At 52.9% G+C, this 25,109-nt stretch carries 23 protein-coding genes; 15 read left to right on the top strand and 8 right to left on the bottom strand.

The window, feature by feature from the left end; all coding sequences use genetic code 11:
- Positions 1-14: 14 nt before the first annotated feature.
- From ACR02O_RS09315 to ACR02O_RS09305, 3 genes are all read right to left on the bottom strand, one after another.
- The gene (locus tag ACR02O_RS09315; protein ID WP_494523252.1) at positions 15-1,853 is read right to left on the bottom strand and encodes a bifunctional protein-serine/threonine kinase/phosphatase; all 1,839 of its coding nucleotides are present in this window, start codon (positions 1,851-1,853) and stop codon (positions 15-17) included.
- A gap of 19 nt (positions 1,854-1,872) precedes the next feature.
- Entirely contained in the window at positions 1,873-2,316 is a 444-nt protein-coding gene (cynS, locus tag ACR02O_RS09310) for a cyanase (protein WP_415880303.1), read from the bottom strand.
- Between the two features lie 75 nt (positions 2,317-2,391).
- Positions 2,392-3,204 (bottom strand): formate/nitrite transporter family protein, encoded by an 813-nt coding sequence (locus ACR02O_RS09305; RefSeq protein ID WP_033155490.1) that lies wholly within the window; start codon positions 3,202-3,204, stop codon positions 2,392-2,394.
- 531 nt (positions 3,205-3,735) lie between these two features.
- On the opposite strand from ACR02O_RS09305, the gene ACR02O_RS09300 reads away from it, so the two are divergent.
- The 11 genes from ACR02O_RS09300 to ACR02O_RS09250 all read left to right on the top strand — a co-directional run bounded on the left by ACR02O_RS09300 (position 3,736) and on the right by ACR02O_RS09250 (position 12,601).
- Positions 3,736-4,938: a hypothetical protein gene (locus ACR02O_RS09300; protein ID WP_494523251.1), complete on the top strand. Its 1,203-nt coding sequence runs from the start codon at positions 3,736-3,738 to the stop codon at positions 4,936-4,938.
- Between the two features lie 2 nt (positions 4,939-4,940).
- Positions 4,941-6,071, top strand: a complete 1,131-nt coding sequence (locus tag ACR02O_RS09295; protein WP_494523250.1) for a glutathionylspermidine synthase family protein — start codon at positions 4,941-4,943, stop codon at positions 6,069-6,071.
- 2 nt (positions 6,072-6,073) lie between these two features.
- Complete coding sequence (locus ACR02O_RS09290) at positions 6,074-6,490, top strand: DUF350 domain-containing protein (protein WP_494523249.1); 417 nt, start codon at positions 6,074-6,076, stop codon at positions 6,488-6,490.
- A 4-nt stretch (positions 6,491-6,494) separates the two neighbouring features.
- Positions 6,495-7,187 carry a two-component system response regulator CreB gene (gene creB, locus ACR02O_RS09285; protein WP_171696048.1) on the top strand — a complete coding sequence of 231 codons (693 nt, stop codon included), beginning with the start codon at positions 6,495-6,497 and terminating at the stop codon, positions 7,185-7,187.
- Positions 7,184-8,614 carry a two-component system sensor histidine kinase CreC gene (gene creC / locus ACR02O_RS09280; RefSeq protein WP_171696049.1) on the top strand — a complete coding sequence of 477 codons (1,431 nt, stop codon included), beginning with the start codon at positions 7,184-7,186 and terminating at the stop codon, positions 8,612-8,614. Before creB ends, creC begins: the two co-directional genes overlap by 4 nt.
- Positions 8,615-8,697: 83 nt before the next feature.
- Complete coding sequence (locus ACR02O_RS09275; protein ID WP_171696050.1) at positions 8,698-9,000, top strand: hypothetical protein; 303 nt, start codon at positions 8,698-8,700, stop codon at positions 8,998-9,000.
- A 242-nt stretch (positions 9,001-9,242) separates the two neighbouring features.
- Positions 9,243-9,806: a protoglobin domain-containing protein gene (locus ACR02O_RS09270; protein ID WP_171696051.1), complete on the top strand. Its 564-nt coding sequence runs from the start codon at positions 9,243-9,245 to the stop codon at positions 9,804-9,806.
- 10 nt (positions 9,807-9,816) lie between these two features.
- Positions 9,817-10,179, top strand: a complete 363-nt coding sequence (locus tag ACR02O_RS09265; RefSeq protein ID WP_033155499.1) for a roadblock/LC7 domain-containing protein — start codon at positions 9,817-9,819, stop codon at positions 10,177-10,179.
- A gap of 340 nt (positions 10,180-10,519) precedes the next feature.
- The gene (locus ACR02O_RS09260) at positions 10,520-11,269 is read left to right on the top strand and encodes a flagellar brake protein (RefSeq protein WP_033155500.1); all 750 of its coding nucleotides are present in this window, start codon (positions 10,520-10,522) and stop codon (positions 11,267-11,269) included.
- Between the two features lie 131 nt (positions 11,270-11,400).
- Positions 11,401-12,033, top strand: a complete 633-nt coding sequence (locus ACR02O_RS09255; protein ID WP_051669661.1) for a LuxR C-terminal-related transcriptional regulator — start codon at positions 11,401-11,403, stop codon at positions 12,031-12,033.
- 55 nt (positions 12,034-12,088) lie between these two features.
- Positions 12,089-12,601, top strand: coding sequence for a PepSY domain-containing protein (locus ACR02O_RS09250; RefSeq protein WP_494523248.1), 513 nt, complete (start codon positions 12,089-12,091; stop codon positions 12,599-12,601).
- A gap of 84 nt (positions 12,602-12,685) precedes the next feature.
- On the opposite strand, the gene ACR02O_RS09245 is transcribed toward ACR02O_RS09250, so the two are convergent.
- A complete protein-coding gene (locus ACR02O_RS09245) occupies positions 12,686-14,200 on the bottom strand; it encodes a phenylacetate--CoA ligase family protein (RefSeq protein ID WP_494523247.1) in 1,515 nt (504 codons plus the stop codon).
- 99 nt (positions 14,201-14,299) lie between these two features.
- Here ACR02O_RS09245 and ACR02O_RS09240 point away from each other — a divergent pair, with 99 nt between their 5' ends.
- A complete protein-coding gene (locus ACR02O_RS09240; protein WP_494523246.1) occupies positions 14,300-15,277 on the top strand; it encodes an MDR/zinc-dependent alcohol dehydrogenase-like family protein in 978 nt (325 codons plus the stop codon).
- A gap of 48 nt (positions 15,278-15,325) precedes the next feature.
- Here ACR02O_RS09240 and nadA read toward each other — a convergent pair whose 3' ends face one another.
- The 3 genes from nadA to ACR02O_RS09225 all read right to left on the bottom strand — a co-directional run bounded on the left by nadA (position 15,326) and on the right by ACR02O_RS09225 (position 17,593).
- Positions 15,326-16,420 (bottom strand): quinolinate synthase NadA, encoded by a 1,095-nt coding sequence (nadA, locus tag ACR02O_RS09235; RefSeq protein WP_494523245.1) that lies wholly within the window; start codon positions 16,418-16,420, stop codon positions 15,326-15,328.
- A 71-nt stretch (positions 16,421-16,491) separates the two neighbouring features.
- Positions 16,492-16,887 carry a hypothetical protein gene (locus ACR02O_RS09230; RefSeq protein WP_415880287.1) on the bottom strand — a complete coding sequence of 132 codons (396 nt, stop codon included), beginning with the start codon at positions 16,885-16,887 and terminating at the stop codon, positions 16,492-16,494.
- Positions 16,888-17,044: 157 nt separating this feature from the next.
- Entirely contained in the window at positions 17,045-17,593 is a 549-nt protein-coding gene (locus ACR02O_RS09225) for a DUF2780 domain-containing protein (RefSeq protein WP_494523244.1), read from the bottom strand.
- 266 nt (positions 17,594-17,859) lie between these two features.
- Between ACR02O_RS09225 and ACR02O_RS09220 the strand changes: the two genes are divergently transcribed.
- From ACR02O_RS09220 to ACR02O_RS09210, 3 genes are all read left to right on the top strand, one after another.
- Positions 17,860-18,789, top strand: coding sequence for a ZIP family metal transporter (locus ACR02O_RS09220; protein ID WP_494523243.1), 930 nt, complete (start codon positions 17,860-17,862; stop codon positions 18,787-18,789).
- 82 nt (positions 18,790-18,871) lie between these two features.
- Positions 18,872-19,528 carry a TMEM165/GDT1 family protein gene (locus ACR02O_RS09215; protein ID WP_494523242.1) on the top strand — a complete coding sequence of 219 codons (657 nt, stop codon included), beginning with the start codon at positions 18,872-18,874 and terminating at the stop codon, positions 19,526-19,528.
- 25 nt (positions 19,529-19,553) lie between these two features.
- Positions 19,554-23,651, top strand: a complete 4,098-nt coding sequence (locus ACR02O_RS09210; RefSeq protein WP_494523241.1) for an EAL domain-containing protein — start codon at positions 19,554-19,556, stop codon at positions 23,649-23,651.
- A gap of 186 nt (positions 23,652-23,837) precedes the next feature.
- On the opposite strand, the gene rnd is transcribed toward ACR02O_RS09210, so the two are convergent.
- Entirely contained in the window at positions 23,838-24,986 is a 1,149-nt protein-coding gene (rnd, locus tag ACR02O_RS09205; RefSeq protein WP_205450934.1) for a ribonuclease D, read from the bottom strand.
- Positions 24,987-25,109 lie beyond the last annotated feature (123 nt).

The raw sequence follows: 25,109 nt of genomic DNA, 5'->3' as shown, positions 1-25,109 counted from the left end.
TACCGATGGGCAGGCTAGCGAGTGTGGGGTGACCCGGCCCTGTTTGCCGCAGGCGCGGGGGACCGGCCACCCTCTTCCACCCGGCTGTTCCGGGCGCAGCTAACAGACTCGGCTTGATCGGTATTTGCGGATTGCCCGATTAACAAGGCCACGATAACCCCCGCCAATATGCAGGACACGCCCTTCCAGAACGCCGCCGGATTGCGTTCCAGCAATGCCGGACCGGTTTTGGTCAAAAACGCCGGATTGGGATGGCGTAAGTCAAAAATGAATTCGGATAAATCTTCGTAGCGCTTATACGGATCGGAATGCGCGGCCTTGCGAATCGCATCGTCGACCCAGCCCGGAATATCCCGGTTGCGATACAAAGTGGCGTCGTAGCGAAGTTTGTTTTGCGCGGCCCTGGATTTGCATTTGACCACTTCCGCGCCGTAAGGCAGTTTGCCGGTCAGCATTTGATAGGTAATCACCGCCAGGGAAAACTGCTCCGAGCGCACCGTGCCCGGCTCGCCCAGAAAATACTCCGGCGCGGTGTATTGCGCGGTACCGAGCATATGCTGATGGCCGATAGGAGTCCCCATTTCCAGCACGCCTGCCACCCGCGTCGAACCAAAGTCGATGATTTTAACGGTGCCGGTGCTGTCGATCATGATGTTGTCCGGCCGCAAATCCTGATGCAGCATTTCCAGCCTATGAAAGCCGCGCAAGCCCTTGGCGATTTGTTCGACGATGCCGCGCACGGTTTCCAAATCAGGTTGCGGATGATCGATCATCCATTGCTTCAGGGTCTGGCCGTCGATAAATTCCGTCGCCACATAAAGAAAATTGCGCTTGCGCGTCTGCGCGCACGGCTGCAACACATGGGCGTTATTGATGCGCCGGGCGATCCAGTCTTCCATCAGAAAGCGCTCCAAATACGCCGGGTCGCCGCGCAAGTCTATGGATGGGGTTTTAAGCACCACTTGGGCCTGGGTGTCGTTGTCCACCGCCAAGTAGATATGGCTACGGCTGCTGGCATGCAATTGCCGGACGATGGTGTAACCATCGAATTCCATCCTGGCGTCCAACGGCGGCGGAAACGGCAAATCGGTCAAGGACTGATACAACTCGTTGGCGCTGGGTAGCGGCAGTTGGTCGATACGCACAATCTGCACGGTCAGATTATCGCTGCTGCCATTTGCGTAGGCCGCCTCGACGATGTTTTTTGCGGCAGCGTCCAGATCGTCGCCGGCTTGCAGGATAGTTTGGGTAACGAAGCGCGGGCTGACGTATTCGTAGACGCCGTCAGTCGCCAGCACCAATATATCGCCCAAACTGACGGCCAGCGTTTGATAGTCGATTTCCAGATGCGAATCCATGCCCATGGCCCGGCTCAGGTAACTTTTTTCCTGAGACAGCCACAAACGGTGGTCGTGGGTCAGCTGTTCTAGCTCGTCGCCGCTTACCCGGTAAATCCGCGTATCACCGACAGAAAACAGATGCGCGGTGGCGGATTTAATCACCAGCGCACTCAAGGTGCAGACATAGCCGCGATCCATATCATAGCAATCGCGGCTTTGCCGGGTTTGCGCATACAGCCAGGAATTGGTGGCCGTCAGTACCCGCTGCACGGACTTCTTCACCGACCAAGCTTCCGAGGTGCAAAAATAATCCGCCAAAAACCCGGTCACCGCCGCCTGGCTGGCGATATGACTAACCTCGCTGCTGCTGATGCCGTCGGCCAAGGCGATGGCAATGCCTTTGGCGCTTAACTGCGGCTCCTTGGCCATATAAACACCATGAAAATCCTGATTCAGCGCCTTGCGGCCCTTGTCGGAATATTGGCCGACTGTAATGCTTAATTTCCCGGACATGGTTTAAAGCAAGGCAGCCTCAGTAACTCTTGTAAGGCAGAAACTTCCCGCTCATGACGATCTTGACCCGATCGCCTTTCGGATCGGGCTCACGCTGCAAGTCCATACTAAAATCGATGGCGCTCATGATGCCGTCGCCGAATTCTTCGTGGATCAAAGCCTTAAAGGTGGTGCCGTAGACATTCACCAGCTCATAGAAGCGGTAGATCAAGGGATCGGTCGGCACGGCGCTAGGCAGCGAACCTTTGTACGGCACTACCTGTAGCTGAGCGATGGCCGCGGGCGGCAACTCCAGCAACGCGCCGATGGTTGCGGCTTGTTCGGCATTCAGGGTCATCTGCCCCAGCAATGCAGCGGTGGTCCACTCCTTACTTAACCCAATCGCTTCAGCCAGTTGTGCCCAGCTCAATTGCTTGGCCAGTTTTTGCGTAACGACCAATTCGGTCACTTCGTTGCGTGTCATGTTTAACTCCTTAGCTAGGTTAACAGCGAGAAAAAACCCCGTGCTCAGCGGCATCGGGGCCGGATCGCTTGGCGCTTAGTTGAAAGAGCGCTTCGGCGCAGTTTTGACATGCGTGGAATACAGCGTCAAACCGGTAAACGCCAAACCGCCGACCAGATTACCCAACACGGTGGGGATCTCGTTCCAGACAAAATAATCCATGATCGAAAAATTGCCGCCCATGATCAAACCTGAGGGAAACAAAAACATGTTCACCACCGAATGCTCGAAGGTCATGCCGAAGAACAGCATGATCGGCATCCACATTGCGATCACCTTACCGCTGACCGAGGTGGAAATCATCGCCCCGACCACGCCGGTGGATACCATCCAGTTACACAGCATGCCGCGGATAAAAATGGTCAGCCAGCCGGCAATGCCGTATTTGGCATAGCCCAGGGTTCGCGCTTCGCCGATGCCGGCCAGTTTTTTACCGACGGCGTCCGGTTCCACGGAGAAGCCATAAGTAAAGACCACCGACATCATCACCGCCACTGTCAACGCGCCGAGAAAATTGCCTAAAAACACCAAGCCCCAGTTTCTGAGCACGCCGCTCAACGTCACCCCGGCGCGCTTGTCCAACCAGGCCAGCGGCGTTAATACGAACACGCCGGTCAGCAAATCAAACCCCAATAAATACAACATGCAAAAACCGACCGGGAACAAAATCGCCCCAAAGATCGGCGAGTTGGTTTGCACGGTAATCGACACCGCAAATACCGCCGCCAAAGCCAGGATCGCCCCGGCCATGTAAGCGCGGATTAACGTGTCGCGGGTAGACATGAAAATTTTGGATTCACCGGCATCGACCATTTTTGTGACGAATTCCGAAGGGATCAGATAGGACATAACTCACCTTTAAATTGTGGGAACGACTTGAATGTCGGTGGTTATCAAGCACCGACATTCGTTTGATTAAGCCTGTATGCGCAAGCTAAAGCTCCCTTGGAAACGGCGTGTTTGTGGTCAGCGAAAGTCCTGAAGGGATAAAAGCAGGACAACGGCCGAGCAAACAGTATTGCGGGTTATAAAACCAGCAACGTTTCAACGCCGTTGTTGAAGGGAACCGAGGGTGCGCCATTGCACCGGGAAAATTGCAGCACGGATTGTGCCAGCGCTTTGAATGCAGCCCAACCAAGCTTTGCGCTGCCAACCTCAGCAAGCTAAATCAGCATCGCGCACCAAAACGGACTGCCACCGCACCAAAACAGGAAAACACCAATCTGAGACAAGCCCGAAGACAGATGCGAAGCCAATGCCAGCAATCAGCTTCCAGCAACCGGCCCCTTGCGGCTATTTTCAGCAAAAACACCGAGTAGCGGCTATGCTTCGCCGACGATTATCCAGCATCTAATTCCATCGCCCTATTTAGCCGAGCCCATGCCATCGTCGTCGCTTAATAAAAAACTGGTTCTTACTTACAGCGCTTGGAGACAACTACTTGCGCTACTGGGATTAGCGCTGGCCTTCCTAATGGCTTGGGCGGGATTTCTAAGTAACTTTTTCATCGTCGAAGTTATTTTTATTTTATTCGGCGCGTATGCTGCTTGGGCGCTGCTTGGCATCATCTCGACTCAATCGATTACGCTGTATCCCGACAAAATCGTCAAACACAGCTGGCTCGGCCAAACTACTATTCCAACCCATGCCTTGCTGGTGGCTGATAGCCAAGATCAAGGAAATGCGAAATCCTGGCGCTTTTTTCACGGCTCCAACAAAAACCAACGTGAGTCCATTCAAATAGCAGGCAATTTTTTGTCGGCGGAGCTGCGACTATGGGTGGATTCGTATCGACGTAACATCTATCGGCTCGGCAGCTTTTCCAGCAGCCCGCTGAGTAGCAACAGCGCTGTCTGCGTGGAGTTCGATAAAGCGGTGTCGTCCTTTCGTTTCATGGCCGTGCAGACCGGCGTCTATCTGCTGGTGTACGTGATTTATGCAACGATGCTGCACTGGCAATATCCGCTATTTGCCGGTTACGCGCCCCAATTGCCGGCCTGGCCGGTGCGCTTGTTGTTTGTTGCCATCGCCTTGGCGGCCTATCCGTTATTGCAAACGCTGGCCAAGCCGCCCATCGGCGTTTCGAACTATACGGTGCGCGTGGCGCTGGCCCAGCAACGAGCCTTCCGCTCCGCATTAATCGCCAATGGCGTGGCCTGGTTGGGCTTACCGCTGTTTCTGCTGTGCGGAAACAGGCTGGACTTTTATCTGCTGTTGTCGATAGGCGCGCTTTATCACTACGACTTCTATCCCCGGCTATCCACCTGGGAAAGCGTGTTGCAAGCCGCACCGGAAACCCGGCCGGTGCAAGCGGCAGTCCCTCGGCGTTCCATGCAGGTGTCACTGGCTTTGTTGGGCGGCTTATCGTTAGCCAATTATCACGCCAACCCCGACGATTTTCGGATCCGCCAACAAGATTGCGTCGACGACCAGGGCAACCCGATTGAATGCCGAAGCAGCGGTGGTCACGGCGGCGGCTCAAGTTCCAGCTATCGCGGCAATGGCAGCGCGGACAGCCATAGTTCGGTCAGACGTGGCGGCTTTGGTTTCTTCGGCGGCTCGCACAGTTCTTTCGGCGGCTAAGCATGCAACGGATCGAACTAAGGCCCCGCGCCGATTGGCAGCAGCGGGTCGAAGCCGTGGGGATGAATTATCACACCCTGGACGGCGATGTTTATTGGGACGAATCGGCCTGTTACCGGTTCACGGCCAGCCAGATCGATATGCTCGACGACGTCACCGCCGAATTACATGCACTGTGTCTAAAAGCCGTTCAGGCCATCATAGACCGCAAGTTGTTCAAGCAACTGCTGATTCCGGATTGGGCCGTGCCCTATATTGTCGATTCGTGGGAACGCCGTGAACCCAGCGTTTACGGTCGCTTCGATCTGGCCTGGGACGGTAGCGGCCAACCCAAATTGCTGGAATACAACGCCGACACGCCCACCGCGCTGCTGGAAGCGGCGGTGGTGCAATGGTTTTGGCTGCGGGATTGCTATCCGGACGCTGATCAATTCAATTCGATACACGAGAAACTGCTGGTCTTTTGGCAAGATTACCGGCAGCGCCAACCTAGCCTGCATTTTGCCGGCGTCGACAGCAGCGACGAAGACAGCGGCAATCTGGAATATCTGCGCGACACCGCTGTACAAGCCGGCCTGCAAACCCAACGTCTGGCTATCGAACAAATCGGCTGGGACGCCAACCGGCTACGCTTTGTCGATCTGCGCAATAACCCCATCCGCGCTTTGTTCAAGCTTTATCCCTGGGAATGGCTGTTGCAAGAAGAGTTTGGTCCTTACTTGCCGCAAGCCCAGCCGGCGATCCTGGAACCGCCCTGGAAACTGCTGCTCAGCAACAAGGGCCTGTTGCCTATTTTATGGGAGCTGTTTCCCGGCCACCCCAATTTGCTGGAGGCTAGCTTCGCCGATAAACCCTTGTTGGGCAATTACGTGCGCAAGCCGCTGTATTCCCGCGAAGGCGCCAACATCCAGATTCGCCGGGGCGCCAGCCTCGTCGAAACCGGCGGCAGTTACGGCGGCGAGGCCTGCATTTATCAACGCTATACCCCGCTGCCCGAGTTTGCCGGCAATTTCCCGGTGATCGGCTCCTGGATCATCGCCGATCAACCGGCCGGCATCGGCATCCGTGAAGACAAAACCGAAATCACCAGCAACAATAGCCGCTTTATCCCGCATTATTTCGTCGAGAATTGACTATGGAATCGCTAGACCTCTCTCACATCCTGGCCGGTGCCAACGGCTTTTTTCTGCACTTCGTCGCGGCCGCCGCGCTAACCGGCGCGTTTGCTTTCTGTTATCTGTGGATTACGCCCTACGCGGAATTCAAACTGATCCGCGAGGGCAAAACCGCGCCGGCCGTAGCGTTTAGCGCCGCGCTGCTGGGCTTCGTATTGGCGCTTTGCGGCGCTATCGCCAACAGCGTGTCGTTTATCGATATGTTGATTTGGGCCGGCATCGCTTTATTTTTACAGGTGCTGGTGTTTGTTGGCCTGCGGCTGGCTTTCGCGGACCTATGTAAACGCATCGCCGACGATGAACTGGGCCCCGCCATAGTGCTGGCGGGCTTTGCGCTGGCGGCGGGCTTATTAAGCGCGGCCTGCATGACTTATTAAAGCCGTGACTGCCGCCAAACGCATCTTAATAGTCGAGGACGAACCGGCGATTGCCGACACATTGATTTATGTGCTGAACAGCAGCGGTTACCGAACCGAGCACGTCAACTTAGTGCAAACCGCCTTGGTCAGATTGCAATCCACCGAGTTCTCTTTGGTGATTCTCGATGTCGGCCTGCCGGACGGCAACGGTTTTGACTTGTGCCGGCAGTTGCGTCGATTTTCGGATATTCCGGTGATTTTTCTGACCGCGCACGGCGACGAAATCGACCGCATCGTTGGTTTGGAAATCGGCGCCGACGACTATGTGACCAAGCCGTTTAGTCCGCGCGAAGTGGCGACCAGAGTGGGCGTGATCCTACGCAGACTAAATGCGCCCATCGGCACCGACCAATCGCCTACGCTTGCCGGACAATTTGAACTGGACAGCCAAGCCGGCCGCATCCGCTATTACGGACAATTGCTGGATTTGACCCGTTACGAATTTTTGTTGTTGAAACTATTCATCGAACACCCCGAGCGGATTTTCTCCCGCGAACAACTGCTGGAAAGAATCTGGCAAGACCCCGGCGACGTGTTCGACCGCACCGTCGATACCCACATCAAAACCTTGCGCGCCAAACTACGCTTGGCCGCCGCCGATCAAGATCCTATACGCACCCATCGCGGCCTGGGTTATAGCTTGCAAAGCCGATGAAGTTATCGGTACGGCTGTTTTTAGGCTACTTCCTGCTGGTGGCCGTGACTGGGCAACTGGTGTTAATGCTGGTGGTGAAGCAGATCGGCCCCGGCGTGCGCACCGCGCTGGAAGCCAGTTTGGTCGATACCGCCAACCTGCTGGCCGAACTGGCCGCGCCGGATTTGCGGCAAGGCAGCATCGCCGACGGCCATTTCGCTCAAGCGGTCAAGCGCTATAGCAAGCGACCGGTATCCGCGACCATCTTCGGCTTTCCGAAACAAAGCCTGGATTACCGGGTTTACGTCACCGACGCGGTTGGCATCGTTCGTTTCGACTCGGCGGTTACGGCAATCGGCGAAAACTACTCGCGCTGGAACGACGTGTATCTGACCCTGCAAGGCCAATACGGCGCGCGTTCCTCGCAGGCCAATCCCGGCGATAAGGCCAGCTCGACCATGCATGTCGCGGCGCCGGTGCGCGACGGCGATAAATTGATCGGCGTGGTCACCGTCGCCTACCCCACCGCCCTGCTGCAACCCATCGTCGACGCCAGCAAGAATGCTATACAACGCGGTGCCTTCTGGCTGTTCGGCGGCGCTTTGCTATTCGGCGCGGTATTCAACTGGCGCTTGACCCGCGCCATCGATTTACTGGTCGGCTACGCCCGCAGCGTGGCGTCCGGCGGCAAAGCCAGCCCGCCCAAATTGCGCAGCGTCGAATTGTCCACGCTGGCACACGCGCTGGAAACCATGCGCCAGGAATTGGAAGGCAAACAATACGTTGAGCGCTACGTACAAACCCTGACCCACGAGATGAAAAGCCCGTTGGCCGCCATTCGCGGCGCGGCGGAATTGCTGGAAGATCCGTTACCCGATGCCGACCGCCGTCGCTTCGCCGGTAATGCCCGCGAACAAGCCGAACGCCTGGACCAATTAATCGAACGACTACTGGGACTGGCGGAATTGGAGCAGCGCCAGCAGCTATCCGATCCACAGCTATTGGATTTAGGCGAATTGCTTAATAGCGTCCTGGCCGAAAAAGCCCCGCAACTGCTGCAACTCAATTTGCACACCGCCGTGTCGGTAGACAAACCGCTGCCCGTGCTGGCTGAAGAGTTTTTATTGCGGCAGGCCATCTCCAATCTTTTGGATAACGCCTTGGCCTTTGCCCCTGCCAAGTCCACAATCGAAATCGACGGCCGCCGCAACGGCAAGCAAATCATCTTGCGCATCCGCGACCACGGCCCCGGCATACCCGACTACGCATTGGAACGTTTGTTCGAACGCTTTTACTCCCTGCCCCGCCCCCACAATGGCCGGAAGAGTACCGGGTTGGGCTTGGCTTTCGTTAGGGAAGTGGCTGTGTTACATGGCGGGAAGATCAAGGTCGGCAATGCCGAGGGCGGCGGGGCGATGGCAGTGTTGAATTTGTCGGCAAGTGATTGAGAAACAGTGTAATCGACGACCAATTTACCTTTGTCTGATCATCATTCCAAACTCCTGAATTCTGACTACCAAATGGAAGAAAAATGAATACATCGACAATTGCAGCCATCAATTTCTATGTCCGTCAGCTAAAATCCGCAATAGCAATAAAGAATATTCGTATCCTCAGATCGGACAAGCATGGCAAGCTGGCAAATATGATCCTTGGGGCATGGGTTTTGGGTTTGGCGACAATACCAACTCCGGCACTAGCTTGCAGTTGTTGGCATCCGCACCCGGAAGAATATCTTCAAGCCAGTGCATTGATTTTTAAAGGCACGGTAGTGTCGATTGAGAAAGTCGTGCCGAAAGCCTTAGCTGGCGAATACGATATCACCCGGTTTTAACCGCAATGCTACAAATTGACCTTAAGCACAATGCTTTGGCGATAGACGCTCGAAAAATTAATAACACGATGGTTTGCGAGCTAATTCTCATAAGCCACAAATAAGCCGTGCAAAAAAATACCTAACAAAAAACCTGGTATATGCTTTCCTCGCTGAGTCTAACTAGCAAGACCATGCGGCCGCACTAAAAACACCCCCACAAAGTCGGCTGCATTTTTTTTAGTTCACGAGGAGAGTGTTTAATGTCATTGGATTTCGAAAAGCTGACCGTATACGGCAAATCGTTTAGCGGGTTTACCCCCGATAAGGAAGCTTTGTTGCTAGAGGTTGGGTCGCAAATTAAGCCACATCTGGCGGCGGTAACCGACGAATTTTATCAACAGTTGGCCACCATACCGGAAACGGCTTCGTTTCTGGAAGGCCGAGTCGAGGGTTTGAAAAAAACCCACCGCCTATGGATGGAAGGACTATTCACAGGCCCCTATGATAAAGACTTTACCGCACAGATGTTCAAGGTCGGTGATGTGCATGTCAAGGTTAAATTGCCTGTCGAATTCATGGCCGGAGCGATGACTTTGATCAATAACCGTCTTTTCACGCTGATAGTTGAAACCTTTGGTGACGATAAGCAATATTGCGCTCGGACGATTGCCGCGGTTAACTCGGTAACCGGCTTTTCATTGCTGGTGATGCAGCAATCCTATCAAGCCTCGAGCCTGGCGGAAGAACTGGAAAAGTTTTTGAAAATTTCCGGCATGAGCCGCACGTTATTCACCAATCTGGCCTTGGCCTACAGAGACAAATAAGGAGATCACTATGCGCGCGGATTTATTAATATCTGTTTTGACGGAATTGAATGGTTCATCGGCCGACATCGAAGCCAGTGGCGTGATATCGACTGATGGTTTAATGATGGCCTCGGTATTACCGGCTTCCATGGACGAAGACCGGGTAGGTGCGATGAGCGCCGCCATGTTGTCATTGGGTGACCGGACTGCGCAAGAGCTGGCGAGAGGCGAGTTGGAGCAAGTGCTGATCAAAGGCAAGGCCGGCTATGTGTTAATGACCTATGCCGGTTCTGAGGGTGTTCTCACCGTTTTAACCAAGTCATCGGCCAAATTGGGCTTGATATTTCTTGATGTTAAGCGAGCGGCGGTTCAGATCGCGGAGATGCTGTAAAGATTGACTTGGAGTGACGGGATTACGCCCGTCACCTCGATCTTACCACCGGTCAGACTGTTTGCCGCATCCGGCAGTCGATCCCTGCCTTCAAATACCTTTACCGCTCCCAGGGGATGTCAATACCAAAGCTAGACAGATCAAGGTGCGCGCTATGCTTCCCTGACAACTTAGCCTGAATTTGTCACATCGGCACTCGCTCATTGCTCCAGCGTTGCACCCACTAGACCTAAACGTCCCCGCCCTAAAAAGCTTAAGCCCCTCCTTATTTCCAACAAGGCAACAATCCGGTTTTTAACGTATATTTTCCGCATATTTGCAAAACCGATGATCACTAGCAATGGAAAACGACTACGCGATTTTTAGCCCGAAACAGATTGTCAATTATTTAACGGAGATCCAGCAGCGTAATTGCATTTTGTCGGCTCGCTATGGCGCGGATAATCAGGCGTTTTTAACTGCGATTGTGCAAATCGACCCTAAACACAATACCTTGGCGATAGACATTGCGCCCACCCAGGAATTGACAGACCGTTTGTTACTGAGCAAGCGCGCGCATTTCTTCACACAGGTGGATGGGATTGATGCGGCTTTTCAAGGGGTGAACATCAAACTGGCGCAAAGCACGCATGGTGCGGTACTGACCATGCCCTTGCCCGATAGACTGTACTGGCGGCAACGGCGTAATTATTACCGGGTGAAAGTGCCGCAGTCGCATGCCGGCACGTATTGCCAATTCGGTTTTAAGCTAAGCGGTGCGGATGGCGAACAAATATCTGTCGTTAAAACCTTCAAACTGATCGATATTGGCTTGTGCGGACTGGCTTTATTGAATCCGGACCATGATTTGCAACAGGAATTGCTTAGTGTTGAAGTCGTCAGTTGCACCTTATTTCTGCAAGACCACGAACACCACCACGCCGACGTTGCGATGCGCGCCAAATACAGTATCGACGTCAAAACCAATACGATAAGCACTGCGCATCGCATAGGTTTTCAATTTACCGCCATTTCGCCGGCTTTTGAGAGTAGTGTGCAGATCTACATGCAATCTATCGAACGGATGCTGAAAAACATCGAGAGTCATTGAATCGGCGCTAACTCGCGCTGTTTCCGTTAATCTCCAAGTTTAGCTGGGCTCAAACTAAAAACGGCAATACCTTATTTACCAAAAGGTCCTAGGTTTGCCATTCCACCCGTTTAGACAATAGGCAATATATCGTGTCAGTCATCAGGTTATTGCTACCCGCGCAAGGGTTTGCAGAAATTAGCCTTAATCCGAAAGAATTGGAAAACCAAGGCATTGCCGTCATCACAATCGAGCCAAACACTACGGAACCGATGAATTTGTTGGCTTTAGACGTCGTCCTGATCGATGGTGACGCGGCGTTGCTAGACAATCTGGATCTGATCGATCAAATAAAAGGCATTACACCCACCTGTAAGTTTGTAGCCTTGCTTAGCCATTCCAGCGCCCATGCCCTGACGTATTTGCAGGTCGGAGTGACCGGGTTGCTGAGATGGTTTCCCGACGCGGCCAAGTTGGCTGAGATCATCCGCACGATTGTGCAGGGTGAATATTACCTGGACCAAGAGATTGCCCAATTGCTGGCCATGCGGCAAATCAAACAACAGTTAGAACCCTTTGTTTCTCTGAGCTCCCGCGAGTTTGATGTGTTTTGCCTATTAGCCGAAGGTTGTTCGTTGCAAACGGTAGCCGCGCAACTCGGTATCAGCAGTAAAACGGTCTCCAATTGCCAAACTCAAATCAAGCTGAAACTGGTTATCGACAGTCGGGACACACTGACAAAATTTGCCAATAGCCATGGCTTGATTATGCATAAAGGCGTATGATTCCCGATATTCGGGAATTTTTCCTATTTTTGCGAGGTGGTTTATGAAAAAGTCAGTGTTAGCATTATCTGTATTAGCCGGTTTTGGCATGTTGTCCGCTAATGCCTTAGCAGCCGATCAAGGCTTGGAAAATTGCATCCAAGCCGTCAAAAAAGAAAAAGCGGGTGAGCTGGTCAAACTGGAAAAGCTCAACGTAGCCGGTAAAGGCGCCTATGAACTGGAACTGCGCGACAACAACCGCCAGGAATGGGAATACATGTGCGATGCCGACAGCGGCAAGCTGACTGAAAAAGAAGCTGAAGTAGCCGACCCCAATAGCCAGGCATTCAAAAAGAATGTCAAAATCACCGAGGAAGATGCCGCGGCAATTGCGTTAAAAGCCAACCCCGGCAAGATTGAGGAAGTCGAATACGAAGTGGAGGAAAACGGCGGCTCGTCTTACGAATTCGACATCGTGAATGACAAAGGCTTAGAAACCAAAATCGAAGTGGATGCCGCCAGCGGCAAAATCATCGAAACCGCCACCGAGGAATGGGAAATCGGCGAAGAGGCTGACGAAAAACGTTAATTCCGGGGCCAGCAACTTCCACAACCCTGGCAGTTTTGGGGCTCTCACTATTAGAGCCCCAGCACCCGCCGCCGAATATACCAATTAACGCCGGGTATACCGGTGTTTTACCCCAACGGGGAAATAATCCGCATCCGCAAAGTTATGAAGGCTAATCATCGGCAGTTGTTTTTCGGCTGGGGTGTAATGGGCAAACTCGCTGTTCAGACGCAGTAGTTGTGCGCGGATAGAGGCGGCTATCGTCGGCGCCATCGCCGGTTCGGGCGCCACGCCAGGCAATAATTCCACGGCAATCTGCAGATACTTATCGCCCTCCGCATTTTCCTGAGTTTGCAATACAAACTTACCGGTCACCCAGGCCATGATCTCCGGCTGTTCCAGACCTACCGTGACGTTTTCCGGATAGATATTGGCGCCGTAGTAGGACACGGTAAAATCGGCGCGGCCGAACACATACACAAACGGCAAATTACGCGCTTGAAAACTGCTAGCCAAACCTAAATCCTCGACCGACTGCACGCCGTGCTGCCGCAAAAAATCCCACAGTTGCTCATAGCTCAGCACCCCGCCCTTGTCGGCGATGTGATAGCGCAGCAAAGGCACACTGTTCTCACCGGAGACCACCAAAGTCCCCTCGTGTTCTTCGAAGAAACGGCTATGCGGATCGTATTGCACCAGGGTGGGCAAGCGCGATTCGCCGAACAACGCTCGGGCCGCTTCCGGTCGTTGCGCCAGCCAGCGGCGAATGGCGATGCTAAGCGGCGTTTCGTTACCCAGCACGCCGCCGTCGGCGGTACCGTATAACGATGCGGAATCGAAACAAACCGACTGCGAGCCGATACGCTCGGACAGCAAGCTGCGCCATTCCTCGCTAAACACCTCGCCGGCAAACACCAGTTTGGGTTTGAATTGCGCCCAGTCTATGCCTTCGGCGGCACCGGCATCGATCACATCTTTCACAAACGGCGGATACCCTAGCAACACGGTTTGCTCAAAGTGCGGCGCCAATTCGCGCACCACTCGAAAAATTTCGGCTTTGTTATTACCCGGCGTCGCCACCAGCAAGGGATAGCCCTTCTGCGCCAGATGCCAGCAGCAGGATGTGGTAAACAAGCCGCCCACCCAATTACCCAAGGCAAAACACACCACCGCCAGCGTACTGCGTTTATCGGCCTGAAAACTGTCCTTGAACACCTGCTCGAAGCGCACCGCCACATCCAACTCATATGCCGCCGAACGCGGCCAGAAAGTCGGCACGCCGGTGGAGCCGGACGACACCGCTACCCGGTCCGCCCCACTCAAACTGCCGCCGAAACAACGCGCCGGCAAAGAATAAGTTTGCATGTAATTAACCTTGTTGATTAACGGCAGCTTTTGAAAATCCGCGTAAGTATTAATCTGCCCTGGATCGATTTGCTGGGCTTGTAAAAACTGCCGATAAGCGGGAACCTCTGCCGCACAACGCTGAAATAGAGCCAGCATTTTTTGCTGCGGATTAAGCGCTTGATGCTTGGTAAGCTTGGTAAGCAAGGTATCCAATGGCGTGGCCAGAAAATGTTGAAATGCTGCCGCAGAAGACGTCGTCGGTAAATCGCTCATTGCAAACCACCTGAAAAATGCTGGAAAAACCCTAAAGATATATTCTTGGATTGAATGTTTGGTAAAACGTTAATTCTGCACAACACCATGCCCATACCGATGCAAGCATTGAGATTAGACAAATCATTATCCTACCGCAACGATATGCCGATACCCGAATTAGCTGCCGGCGAAGCTTTGATTGCACTGCGCCTGGCCGGCATCTGCGCCACCGACCTGGAACTGGTGAAAGGCTATGCCGGTTTTTCAGGCATCCTTGGTCACGAATTTGTCGGTACGGTCATCGCCGTTGCCGATGACAAACACAGAGATTGGCTGAACCGGCGCGTGGTTGGTTCCATCAATATCGGCTGCAACGCCTGCGAGGTGTGCCAGCGCGACGGCCCCGAGCATTGCTTGAATCGTAAAGTTCTGGGAATACGCGGCAAAGACGGGGTATTTGCCGATTATTTCAGTTTGCCGGTTGTTAACTTGTATCCCGTGCCAGATTCGGTATCTGACCAAGCCGCCGTGTTTACTGAGCCGCTGGCCGCTGCTCTGCGAGTAGTAAAACAAATAGCCGCACTGCCCATCGCCGACATCGCGGTGGTCGGCCCCGGCCGCTTGGGTTTGTTGATCGCCAAGGTGTTGCGTCTGGCCGGCTACCAAGTCACGGTGTTGGGCCGGTCGGCGGCATCCTTGGCATTACCTAAACAGTGGCAACTGGCGACCGGCTTGACTAACGAGATTCCAGACAACAGCTTCGGCTGCGTTGTCGACGCCAGCGGCCAAGCCTCAGGTTTTGCGCAGGCCTTGCGTATCGTCAAACCGCGCGGCACCTTGGTGTTGAAAAGCACCTTTGCAACCAACGCGGCGCTGGATTTAAGCAAAGTGGTGGTTTACGAAATCAACATCATCGGCTCCCGCTGCGGCCCCTTCGCGGACGCATTAGCGCTGCTGACAGAAAACAAGCTACCCGTGGAAACCATGATAGACGGCCAATACCCACTGAGCGATGGACTTGCCGCATTCGATCACGCCGCCCAAGCCGGCGTCAGAAAAATTCTGTTACAGCCTGCACTGCATTCAGATTATTAACCCGCTTGAACTCGCCAGCACCGCCAGCGAGCGCAAGCTTAGAAGGCGTTAAGACGCCAGCAGCATATTATCCAAAGTCTTTTTCGCCAGCGCCGCCTGCTCAGCAAGCACGGAGACTTGGTTAACCACATGCCCGGCCGCCAGATTTTCCAGCACCCAGCACAGATGCTGCGGGTCGGTGCGGAACATCGTTGAGCACATACTTAAAGTAGGCGCCATGAAATGCACGCTTTTGCCTTGTGCCTTGCATTCCTGATTCAGGCGATTAACCAGATTCAGCTCGGTCGCCACCAACCAACGGGTATTGGCTTCGGCTTCGCGGACGATTTTCAAAATCATTTCAGTGGAACCGATGTAATCGGATTTTTCGCAGACTTCAAAACAGGCTTCCGGGTGAGATATGACGATGGTTTCCGGGTATTTTTCCTTAAAATTGTCGATCTGTTCGGGCTGGAAGGCTTGATGTACGGAACAATGACCCTTCCAAAGAATAATCTTGGCATCGCGGATTTGCTGTTCGGTCAAACCGCCCTGCGGTTTGTTGAAATCCCAGGTTACCATTTGTTCCAGCGGGATACCCATCCGGTAACCGGTGTTGCGGCCCAAGTGCTGATCCGGGAAAAACAAAACTTTTTCGCGTTTGGCAAAGCTCCATTTCAGGATTTTTTCGGCATTGGAAGAGGTACAGACAATACCGTCATGCTGGCCGCAAAAAGCTTTTAAATCGGCGGCGGAATTGATGTAAGTCACCGGGGTGACGGTATTTTCCACATCAATCACTTTCGCCAATTCGTCCCAACATTGCTGGACTTTGACCTTATTGGCCATGTCGGCCATGGAACAACCGGCCGCCAAATCCGGCAAAATCGCGATTTGCTCCGGCCGCGACAAAATGTCCGCCACTTCCGCCATGAAATGCACGCCGCAAAAGACGATATATTCGGCCTCGGATTGCGCCGCTTCCCGCGATAATTTCAATGAGTCGCCGAATATATCCGCATGTTTGAATACTTCGTCGCGTTGGTAATGATGGCCCAGAATAATGCAGCGTTTGCCGAGTTTGGCTTTGGCGGCTTCTATGCGCGCGGCACATTCGGCATCATCGAGCAGGGCGTAATCATGTATGGGTAAGGCTGCAGTCATTTTTTAACCTGAAAACAAAAAGCGAGAATTTCGAAAACTTAGGCCCGGCTTTTTACAGCCGGCTCCATGGGTCATGCCGACAAAGCATGATTCAGTAAAGTGAGGCCAATCCAGCCAAAACCAAGGGTGGTGACGACAAAACTCAAAGCGGAATAGATCCGCCATATCGGCTTGGACCAAAAATCCGGATCGAATGCCGCCACCACAAACACGCCGGGATTGGTCAAGCCGCCGATCACGACCAACCAACAAGCGGTTACGGGCAGCGGCACTTTTGTGCCGTAAAAGCCCAGGCAAAACAGCGCCATCAACGCAAAGTCCACATGCGCCCGAATCAGGGTTTTGTAGTCTTTTAAAAACTCGCCGTCTATGCCTTTGATCGGAAACCATTTGGCAAAAGTCATCAGCCATGCGGATAACAAAATGGCGAAGATCATCAAAACGGCGCCTATCAATAATATTTCCATGATTTTTTAGTCTGTGATTGTAAAAATTAGATTGAGGTCCACGCCATTTCATTCACCAGGCCCTTATATCTTCTGGTGTCGTCATTCCCGCCTGGGCGCAAACGACGATATTCGCGAGCGGAGAAGCGGGGCCCAAACCGGAAAGTGGGCGCGCAGTTCAATATAAAGCGTGCTGAAGCAAACTCATAGCCCCAGCACCGCTTTGGTTTTGCACATATTGTAAAACCACCGGCACAAACTGGCTGACCATGGACGGATTCATACCCAAAGATTGAAACGATCCGGCTAAATTCGCCAGACTGCCGAGTTGCCCGCCCATTAACCCGCCCGCAGCGCCCAGCAAAGATTGCGAGCCGGAAGTGGAAACCTGTTGCGGTACCGAGGACAAATAGCGGTCCATGTCCGGTACGGCATTGCTCAATTGCGAAAAGTCACCGGGATTCATGCGTTGCTGCGCCACTGAAAAAATTGACCCCACGCCGCCCAGCGCTTGCTGCGGGCTGATGCCCAATTGCCCAACCAGAATATCGATTAACCCTAGTTGGTTGGCCTGCCCCACCGCACCGGCGATAGAACCTGCTGCACCATAACCGGCTGGCGACCCGCCCAAGGCAAAAGTCTGATCTGAAACCTGCTGTTGAACCGGTGCGCAAGCGCTGATGACCGCGAGAACACCGACTGCTGTAAAACCTTGCAAAACCTTCATTCTGTCGAACTCCTGAAAAACGCCGAAATACCGGACCAAGCCACATCATGGCCGCCCAAACCGGCACTGTAAATCGAAACCTGCCCAGGACACAACCTGGGCTATTTTATCGCCGCAGGCGGACAGCCGCGGCGTCCTGTGCAAAGACGGCGTGTTATCTACCGATAACCGAGAAACTCCCCGCAAACATTGTGGGTAAAAATCGGCAATTCGCATGAATTCAGTATAATCCTGGCTTTAGCCACAAGAACAATAAAGGTAAAAATATGCTGAATATTCAAAAAACGCTCGAAGACTATTATCTTCGCTTGCAAGCCCATCCTAAATACCTGCATGTGATGACCTTACCGCTGATGCAACGCTGGGGGGTATTTATCGGTTTGTTTTTGCTTTCCCAGCTTTTGGTATTCGGCAGCCTGTACCTTATTTTTGACAAAGTAGTGGTGATCGGCTTTCTGGCCAGCGTGCTGGCTGGATTGGCTACCGGCATCGGCGCCTTGCCGGCCTTGTTCTTTAAAAATATTTCCGACCGGCTATTCAACGGCTTGCTGGGCGCCGCAGCGGGCGTAATGCTGGCGGCCACCGCGTTTTCACTACTGGTGCCCGGCTTGGATTACGGTGAGCAAATCTGGCCCGGCAAAGGCTTATGGATCGTATCGGCCGGCATGCTGATAGGCGCGCTGTTTTTACATTTTGCCGACAGTCGATTGCCGCATCTGCATTTTGATTCAGTCAGCGATCATTCCCTGGATTCGCTGCAAAAAATCTCTTTATTCATCATCGCCATCACCATCCATAATTTCCCGGAAGGCATGTCGGTCGGCGTCAGCTTTGGCTCCGGCGATATGAACAATGGCTTGGTGTTGTCTATTGCCATTGCCTTGCAAAATTTGCCGGAAGGCCTGGCAGTCGCCCTGCCCCTAGTCGGCCTGGGTTACAACAAATGGAAAGCCGTCGCCATCGCCACGTTGACAGGCTTGGTGGAACCGGTGGGCGGCCTATTGGGCATTACCATGGTCACGGTGTTTTCGTCGATATTGCCGATTGCAATGGGTTTTGCGGCCGGTGCGATGTTGTTCGTCATCAGCGAAGAAATCATCCCGGAGACGCACGCCAAAGGCCGCTCGCGCATCGCGACATTTTCATTAATGGCCGGTTTCATCATCATGATGATCCTGGACAAAATACTGACATAAACACCGCCTAAACCAAGTGCGCCACCCAAAAAGCAGCAGCTTTTTGGGTGTTTTATCTTCCGATCAAACTCCTCAGTGCCGAATGGAATACCTAATCGCATTCATCACCCAAATAAGCACCTTAAACTTTGCGGAATTGCTCGCGACCGGCGGCACCAGCTTTGCACTGATAGCCGCCGCAGAAATTGGCGATAAAAGCCAACTGGTATGCATGACCCTGGCCTCCAAGCACAGACCGACTCCGGTGTTATTAGGAGCGATTGCCGCGTTCGCGCTGCTGAACACTTTGGCGGTGGTTTTTGGTGCGGCGATTGCGACATGGTTACCGGAATATCTGGTCGCGGCCACCGTCGCCCTGCTGTTTGCGGCATTCGGTCTGCATGCTTTGCTCAACCACGACGAAGACGATGACGACGAGGAAATCGTCGAGAAAAGCGGGCACGGCATTTTTTTTACGACCTTTTTATTGATCACCGTCGCCGAATTTGGCGATAAAACTCAATTGGCCGTCGTGGCATTCAGCAGTACCGCGCAACCGATTGCAGTGTGGCTGGGCTCGACGCTGGCGCTGGCGTTTACGTCCGCACTGGGCGTGCTGGCTGGCCGCACCGTGTTGCAGAAAATCCCCTTGTCCTTGCTGCATAAAGGCAGCGGCGTGTTTTTCCTGATTTTATCGGCAGTTGCGGCTTATAAAGCCTACGAAAGCTTGCTGGCTGCGGGTTTGCTCCCCCAACTTTAGCCAAATTCCAGACTTGCAGCGATTCATGGCATTTCCCAATTACCGCTGGCTAGACGTTGCGGCAATACTCGGCTTGGCGGGGCTGTATTGCCTATTAGCCAAAATTGTACTGTCTTATTTCTCAGAGACCGGTAACATCACCCTGGTGTGGTTTTCCGGCGGATTGGGATTGGCCGCCTTATTGCTGAAAGGCCTTTGCTATTGGCCAGGCATATTTCTGGGCGCGTTCGCCGCCGGCTTGATGGTAGACGACTCGCTCCCACTGTCTTTTGCCATTGCAACGGGCAACACACTGGAATCGGTGACAGCCGCCTACCTGCTAAAACACCAACAGCGTTTTTCTTTAGACTTAACCGAGCCAGGCCACTTTATCTGGCTAACCCTAACCGGCGCCGCTTGCTCGTTGATCAGTGCAGGCATTGGCCCTTTGGCTTTACATCAGGCCGGCTTCATACCGCTAGCGGCTATGCCGCAAGCGATTTTACATTGGTGGATGGCGGATGCTTTCGGTATTGTCACGACCACCCCGATATTATTGGTTTGGCGAAATTGGCCAAAGCAATGGTTTGCTGAAAAGCGCGGCCTGGAAGCGTTGCTGCTGATCATTGTTGCCCTGTTCGCCGGCCAAGTAGTATTCCTCGAAGCTTTCCAGCCTGTCTTTGGCAAAATCGCCCGCGGTTACTGGATGTTTCTGTTTGCCATTTGGGCCGCCCTCCGTTTCAATCGCCATGGCGTGACCCTGATTTCCAGCTTGATTACCATCCAAGCGCTATTCGGTGCCGCACATCATCTGGGCTTTTTCGGCGACGACTTCGAGAAAAGCGAATTGCTGAATCTTTGGTTTTATATATTGGTACTGTCCTGGACCGGCACCACTTTGGCACTTACTCTGCACAAGCAGCAGCTGATTACCTCAGGACTGAGCGATAGCGAAAAACGTTTGAAGGCTATCATCGACTACTCGCCAGTACCCCAGGCCATTTACAACGCCGAAGGCAAGTTCACATTGCTAAATCCGGCTTTCAGCAAAGCTTTCGGTTACACCTTGGAAGACATTAAAACGCTTGACGAATGGTGGCCCAAAGCCTATCCCAACCCCGCCTACCGCCAAAACATTATGGAAACCTGGCTGGAGTTGACTGATAAATCCCGTCGCGTGCAAAGTTTCGAAACCCTCCAAGCGGAAATTCATTGCAAACACGGCGAACGGCGCACGGTGCTCGCCGGCTCGGTATCACTGGGCGAATCGTATGTCGGAGACAATCTGGCCATTTTGTTCGATATTACCGAGCAACTAAAATCCGAAAAAGCACTGACCGAATCCCATTTACTGTTGCAGACCATCCTGGAAACCTTACCAATCCGTGTATTCTGGAAAGACCTAAATTCTCGCTATTTGGGCTGTAACGCGCTATTTGCCGGCGATGCCGGACAATCCAGCTCCAGCGAGTTAATCGGCAAGGACGACAGTCAATTGAATTGGCGAGATCAAGCCGCAAGTTATCAAGCAGATGATCGCCAAGTGATAACATCGGGGGTAGGCAAACTGGCGTATGAAGAACCCCAAACCACACCTGCCGGCAATACCATTTGGCTACGCACCTCGAAAATACCTTTGCGCAATTCCGATCATGCAATGATCGGCATTTTGGGGATCTACGAAGACATTACCGAAAACAAAGTCCGCGAAGACGCTTTAGCCCAATCGGTTTCCTTGCTAAAGGCTACGCTAGAAGCCACGGCCGACGGCATTTTGGTGGTCAGCCTGCAAGGTCAGATCGTTACTTACAATCAGCGTTTTTTTGAACTGTGGCAGTTGCCCAGCACGGCTGTTGGAGAAGATAAAGACGATATAAAACTTTTGCATTTAGCCGTTAAGCAGCTAAAAAATCCCGATGCGTTTTTCGACAAAGTTCAGGCTCTTTACAATCACCCCGCGGCAGAAAGTTACGATCTGATCGAGTTTACCGATGGCCGGATTTTTGAACGCTATTCCAAGCCACAAAGTATCGCCGACAAAATTGTCGGCCGCGTCTGGAGTTTTCGCGACATCAGTAATCAACATCGTACGGAACAAGCGCTGCAAAAGAAAGAATACTATCAACGCGCATTGCTGGATAACATTCCGCATGCGATTTGGCTAAAAGATACCGATAGCCGCCTGCTGGCCGTCAACCAGGAGTTCGCCAACGTATTTTCCGCGGTCAACCCGGAGGCGCTGGCGGGCAAAAACGATTTCGACATTGCCCCGTCGGAACTGGCCGAAAGCTACGTCGCCGATGACCGGCGCGTGATGGCTTTGCGAGACAAATTGATTGTCGAAGAGGAAATTGTCGATCGCGGCGTGCGCAAATGGTTCGAGACCTATAAAGCGCCTGTAATGGATGAGCAAGGTCAGTTACTGGGTACGGTTGGTTTTGCCCGCGACATCAGCGAGTTGCGCAAAACCGAAGAGAACCTGCGGCTGGCGGCCCTGGTTTATCACAACAGCAGTGAAGCGATGATAGTGGTGGATAGCGATAACACCATCCTCAGCGTCAACCCCGCATTTACCAAGATGACTGGGTATACGGAGGCTGAAGTTGTCGGTAAAAATCCCCATATTCTCAGTTCCGGCGAACATGATACGGGGTTTTACCGAGAATTATGGACCACGTTGCAAACGACCGGTGCGTGGCGCGGAGAAATAAAAAATCGCTGTAAGGATGGTCACTTGTTTGTCGAAGAGCTAGCCATCAACACCATTTATGATGCGGAAGGCAAGCCGCTACGCCGGGTCGCCCTGTTTTCCGACATCACTCAGCGTAAACAGTCCGAGGAACAAATTTGGCGACAAGCCAACTTCGACCCGCTCACCGGCCTACCTAATCGGCGGATGTTCCGCGACCGCCTGGAACTGGAAATCAAAAAAGCCCACCGCATGGGCCAATTATTTGCACTGTTGTTTATCGACCTGGACCGCTTCAAGGAAATCAACGATACGCTGGGCCACGATATGGGCGACAACTTACTGAAGGAAACCGCGCGGCGTTTACAGACCTGCGTGCGGGAGTCCGATACCGTGGCGCGCTTGGGGGGCGACGAATTCACAATTATCTTGAGCGAGTTGGACTGTATCGAAGTGTCCGAACCGATAGCTAAAAACCTGCTGCAAAAACTCAGTGCACCGTTTAGCTTGGACGGCGAACTGGCTTATGTCTCTGCGAGTATCGGCATCACGTTTTATCCAAACGACAGCACCGACTTAAGCCAATTACAAAAGAATGCCGATCAGGCCATGTACGCTGCTAAAAACCAGGGCCGTAACAACTACCATTTCTTTACCCAAGCCTTACAGGACGCGCTGGAAGCCCGCGCCGCAATGCTCGGCGACTTACGTACGGCGCTGGCCAATACGCAATTTTTGCTGTGCTATCAACCCATCGTCGACTTGCTGAGCGGCGAAGTGCATAAAGCGGAAGCCTTGCTGCGCTGGCATCACCCAAAACGTGGCTTGATTAACCCGGCAGAATTTATACCGCTGGCGGAAGAAACCGGTCTAATCAGAGAAATTGGCGATTGGGTATTCGAAACCGCGGCACGGCAAGTGCAAACGTGGCGCACCACGATCCATCCCGAATTTCAAATCAGCGTCAACAAATCGCCGGTACAATTTCAAAGCCCCGAGCATGCCCCTCAAGACTGGTTCAACTATTTGCATCGACTGGGATTGTCGGGCCAAAGTATTGTGGTGGAAATCACCGAAGGCTTGCTGTTGGACGCCAATCTGTCTGTACACAATCATTTGATGGCGTTCCGCGACGCCGGCATGCAAGTCGCTATAGATGACTTCGGCACCGGGTATTCCGCGTTGTCTTATCTGAAAAAATTCGACATCGATTATTTGAAAATAGACCAGTCGTTCGTGCGCAATTTAACGGAGGATTCGAATGACTTCGTACTTTGCGAAGCCATCATCGTTATGGCGCATAAATTGGGCTTGAAAGTCATAGCAGAAGGTGTGGAAACCGAGCAGCAACGCGATTTGCTGACCGCTATCGGCTGCGATTACGGCCAGGGTTATCTGTTTGCCAAACCGCTGCCTGCGGCAACATTTGAACAACAATTCGGTAAATCAGCATAGCGGATTCTCAGCCGTTCCCCGCCGCCGATGCAGTTATCTTCGTTATCGCACTCGCTGCCGTACAGGCGGGAGCCCGGTCAATAAAAACGCTGCTATTCGATAGACCGGCTTATACGGAAATGCCGGCCACCGATACATCGGGGGGATTAATAATTCAGCATTATGGCTATTGCAGGCCGCCGCATGCTAAACCGCACTAATCACCACGCCATCCGGCTTCAAGCTCAAGGTTAAGTCACCGCGCAATAAGCCCTGCAACTCCCGGCCGGCCATGTTGTAACGCCAGCCGTGCAACAACAAGCAATCCTCATCGCCGGACAGTAATTGCTCCAGATCCTTGCGGGTAGCCAAGATGATGGGATTCAGCGAGTTTTCCTCAGCACGGATTCTGACCACCGCGCTGAGTACATCCAGTATCGCTTCGTGCTGTTGGGTTTTCTTGCCGGCTTGATCCTTTTCGGCCAAGGGTTTGGGCGGACGTTGTTTGGCACTGTCGATCAATTCGCAAATCGTTTTGCCGTAACGATTGACGGTACGGTCGTTGATGTTGCGGATCTTGGCTAGATCGGCCAATGTCACGGGTTGTAATTTGCCAAGTTCCAGCAGCAAATCATCCTGCAACAACCAACTGCGGGGTTTGTTTTCTTGCTGAGCGGTACGTTCGCGCCATTCGGTAAGGCTTTGCATGATAGACAATTGCTTACCGGTCAGCTTGTTTTTGCCACGAATCTTCAACCAGGCATTTTCCGGCGAGAGTTGGTACAGCTCCGGATCGTTCAACAGCGCAAAATCACTTTCCAGCCAATTTGCACGCCCTAACTTATCCAATTGCTCGCACATGATTTTGTAGATCTTGCACAGGTAAATCACATCGTCGGCGGCATACTGGATTTGATCCTGGCTCAAGGGCCGCTCCGACCAATCGGTACGAGTATGCGCTTTGCTGAGATTGACGTTTAAAAAGCTGGATACCAGCATCGCATAACCCGGATTCTCCTGAAACCCCAGCAGCGGCGCGGCAATCTGCGTATCGAAAATCGGGCCCGGAATTTTGCCGGTAATCTGGTAAAAAATTTCCAGATCCTGCCGGCAGGAATGCAACACTTTGACAATATTGGGATTGTAAATCGCCTCTAACAGCGGCGTTAAATCGGCAATCGCTAACGGATCAACACAAGCCACCCAGCCCGGCGCGGCTATTTGCAGTAAACAAAACTTGGGGTAATAGGTTTTCTCGCGAAGAAATTCGGTATCCAGGGCTATCCAAGGCTCCTGGCTGATCAGTTGGCAAAGGCTATCGAGTTGATCCGGGCGGTTGATATATTGAATAGTCATAGTCGCTATGGCAATTAACAGGGCTTGCCGAAAAACGGCGTGACTGCGTATTTTACCCCGTCGGGGCCTTATTGACTGAAATATTCCGGCATTGGCCGACGCGATGCAAATCAGGAATTTTTC

This window comes from Methylomonas sp. PHL2-19 (assembly GCF_059331595.1).
Note: the sequence above shows the minus strand (reverse complement) of the source record. Positions and strands in the feature narration are given on the sequence as shown.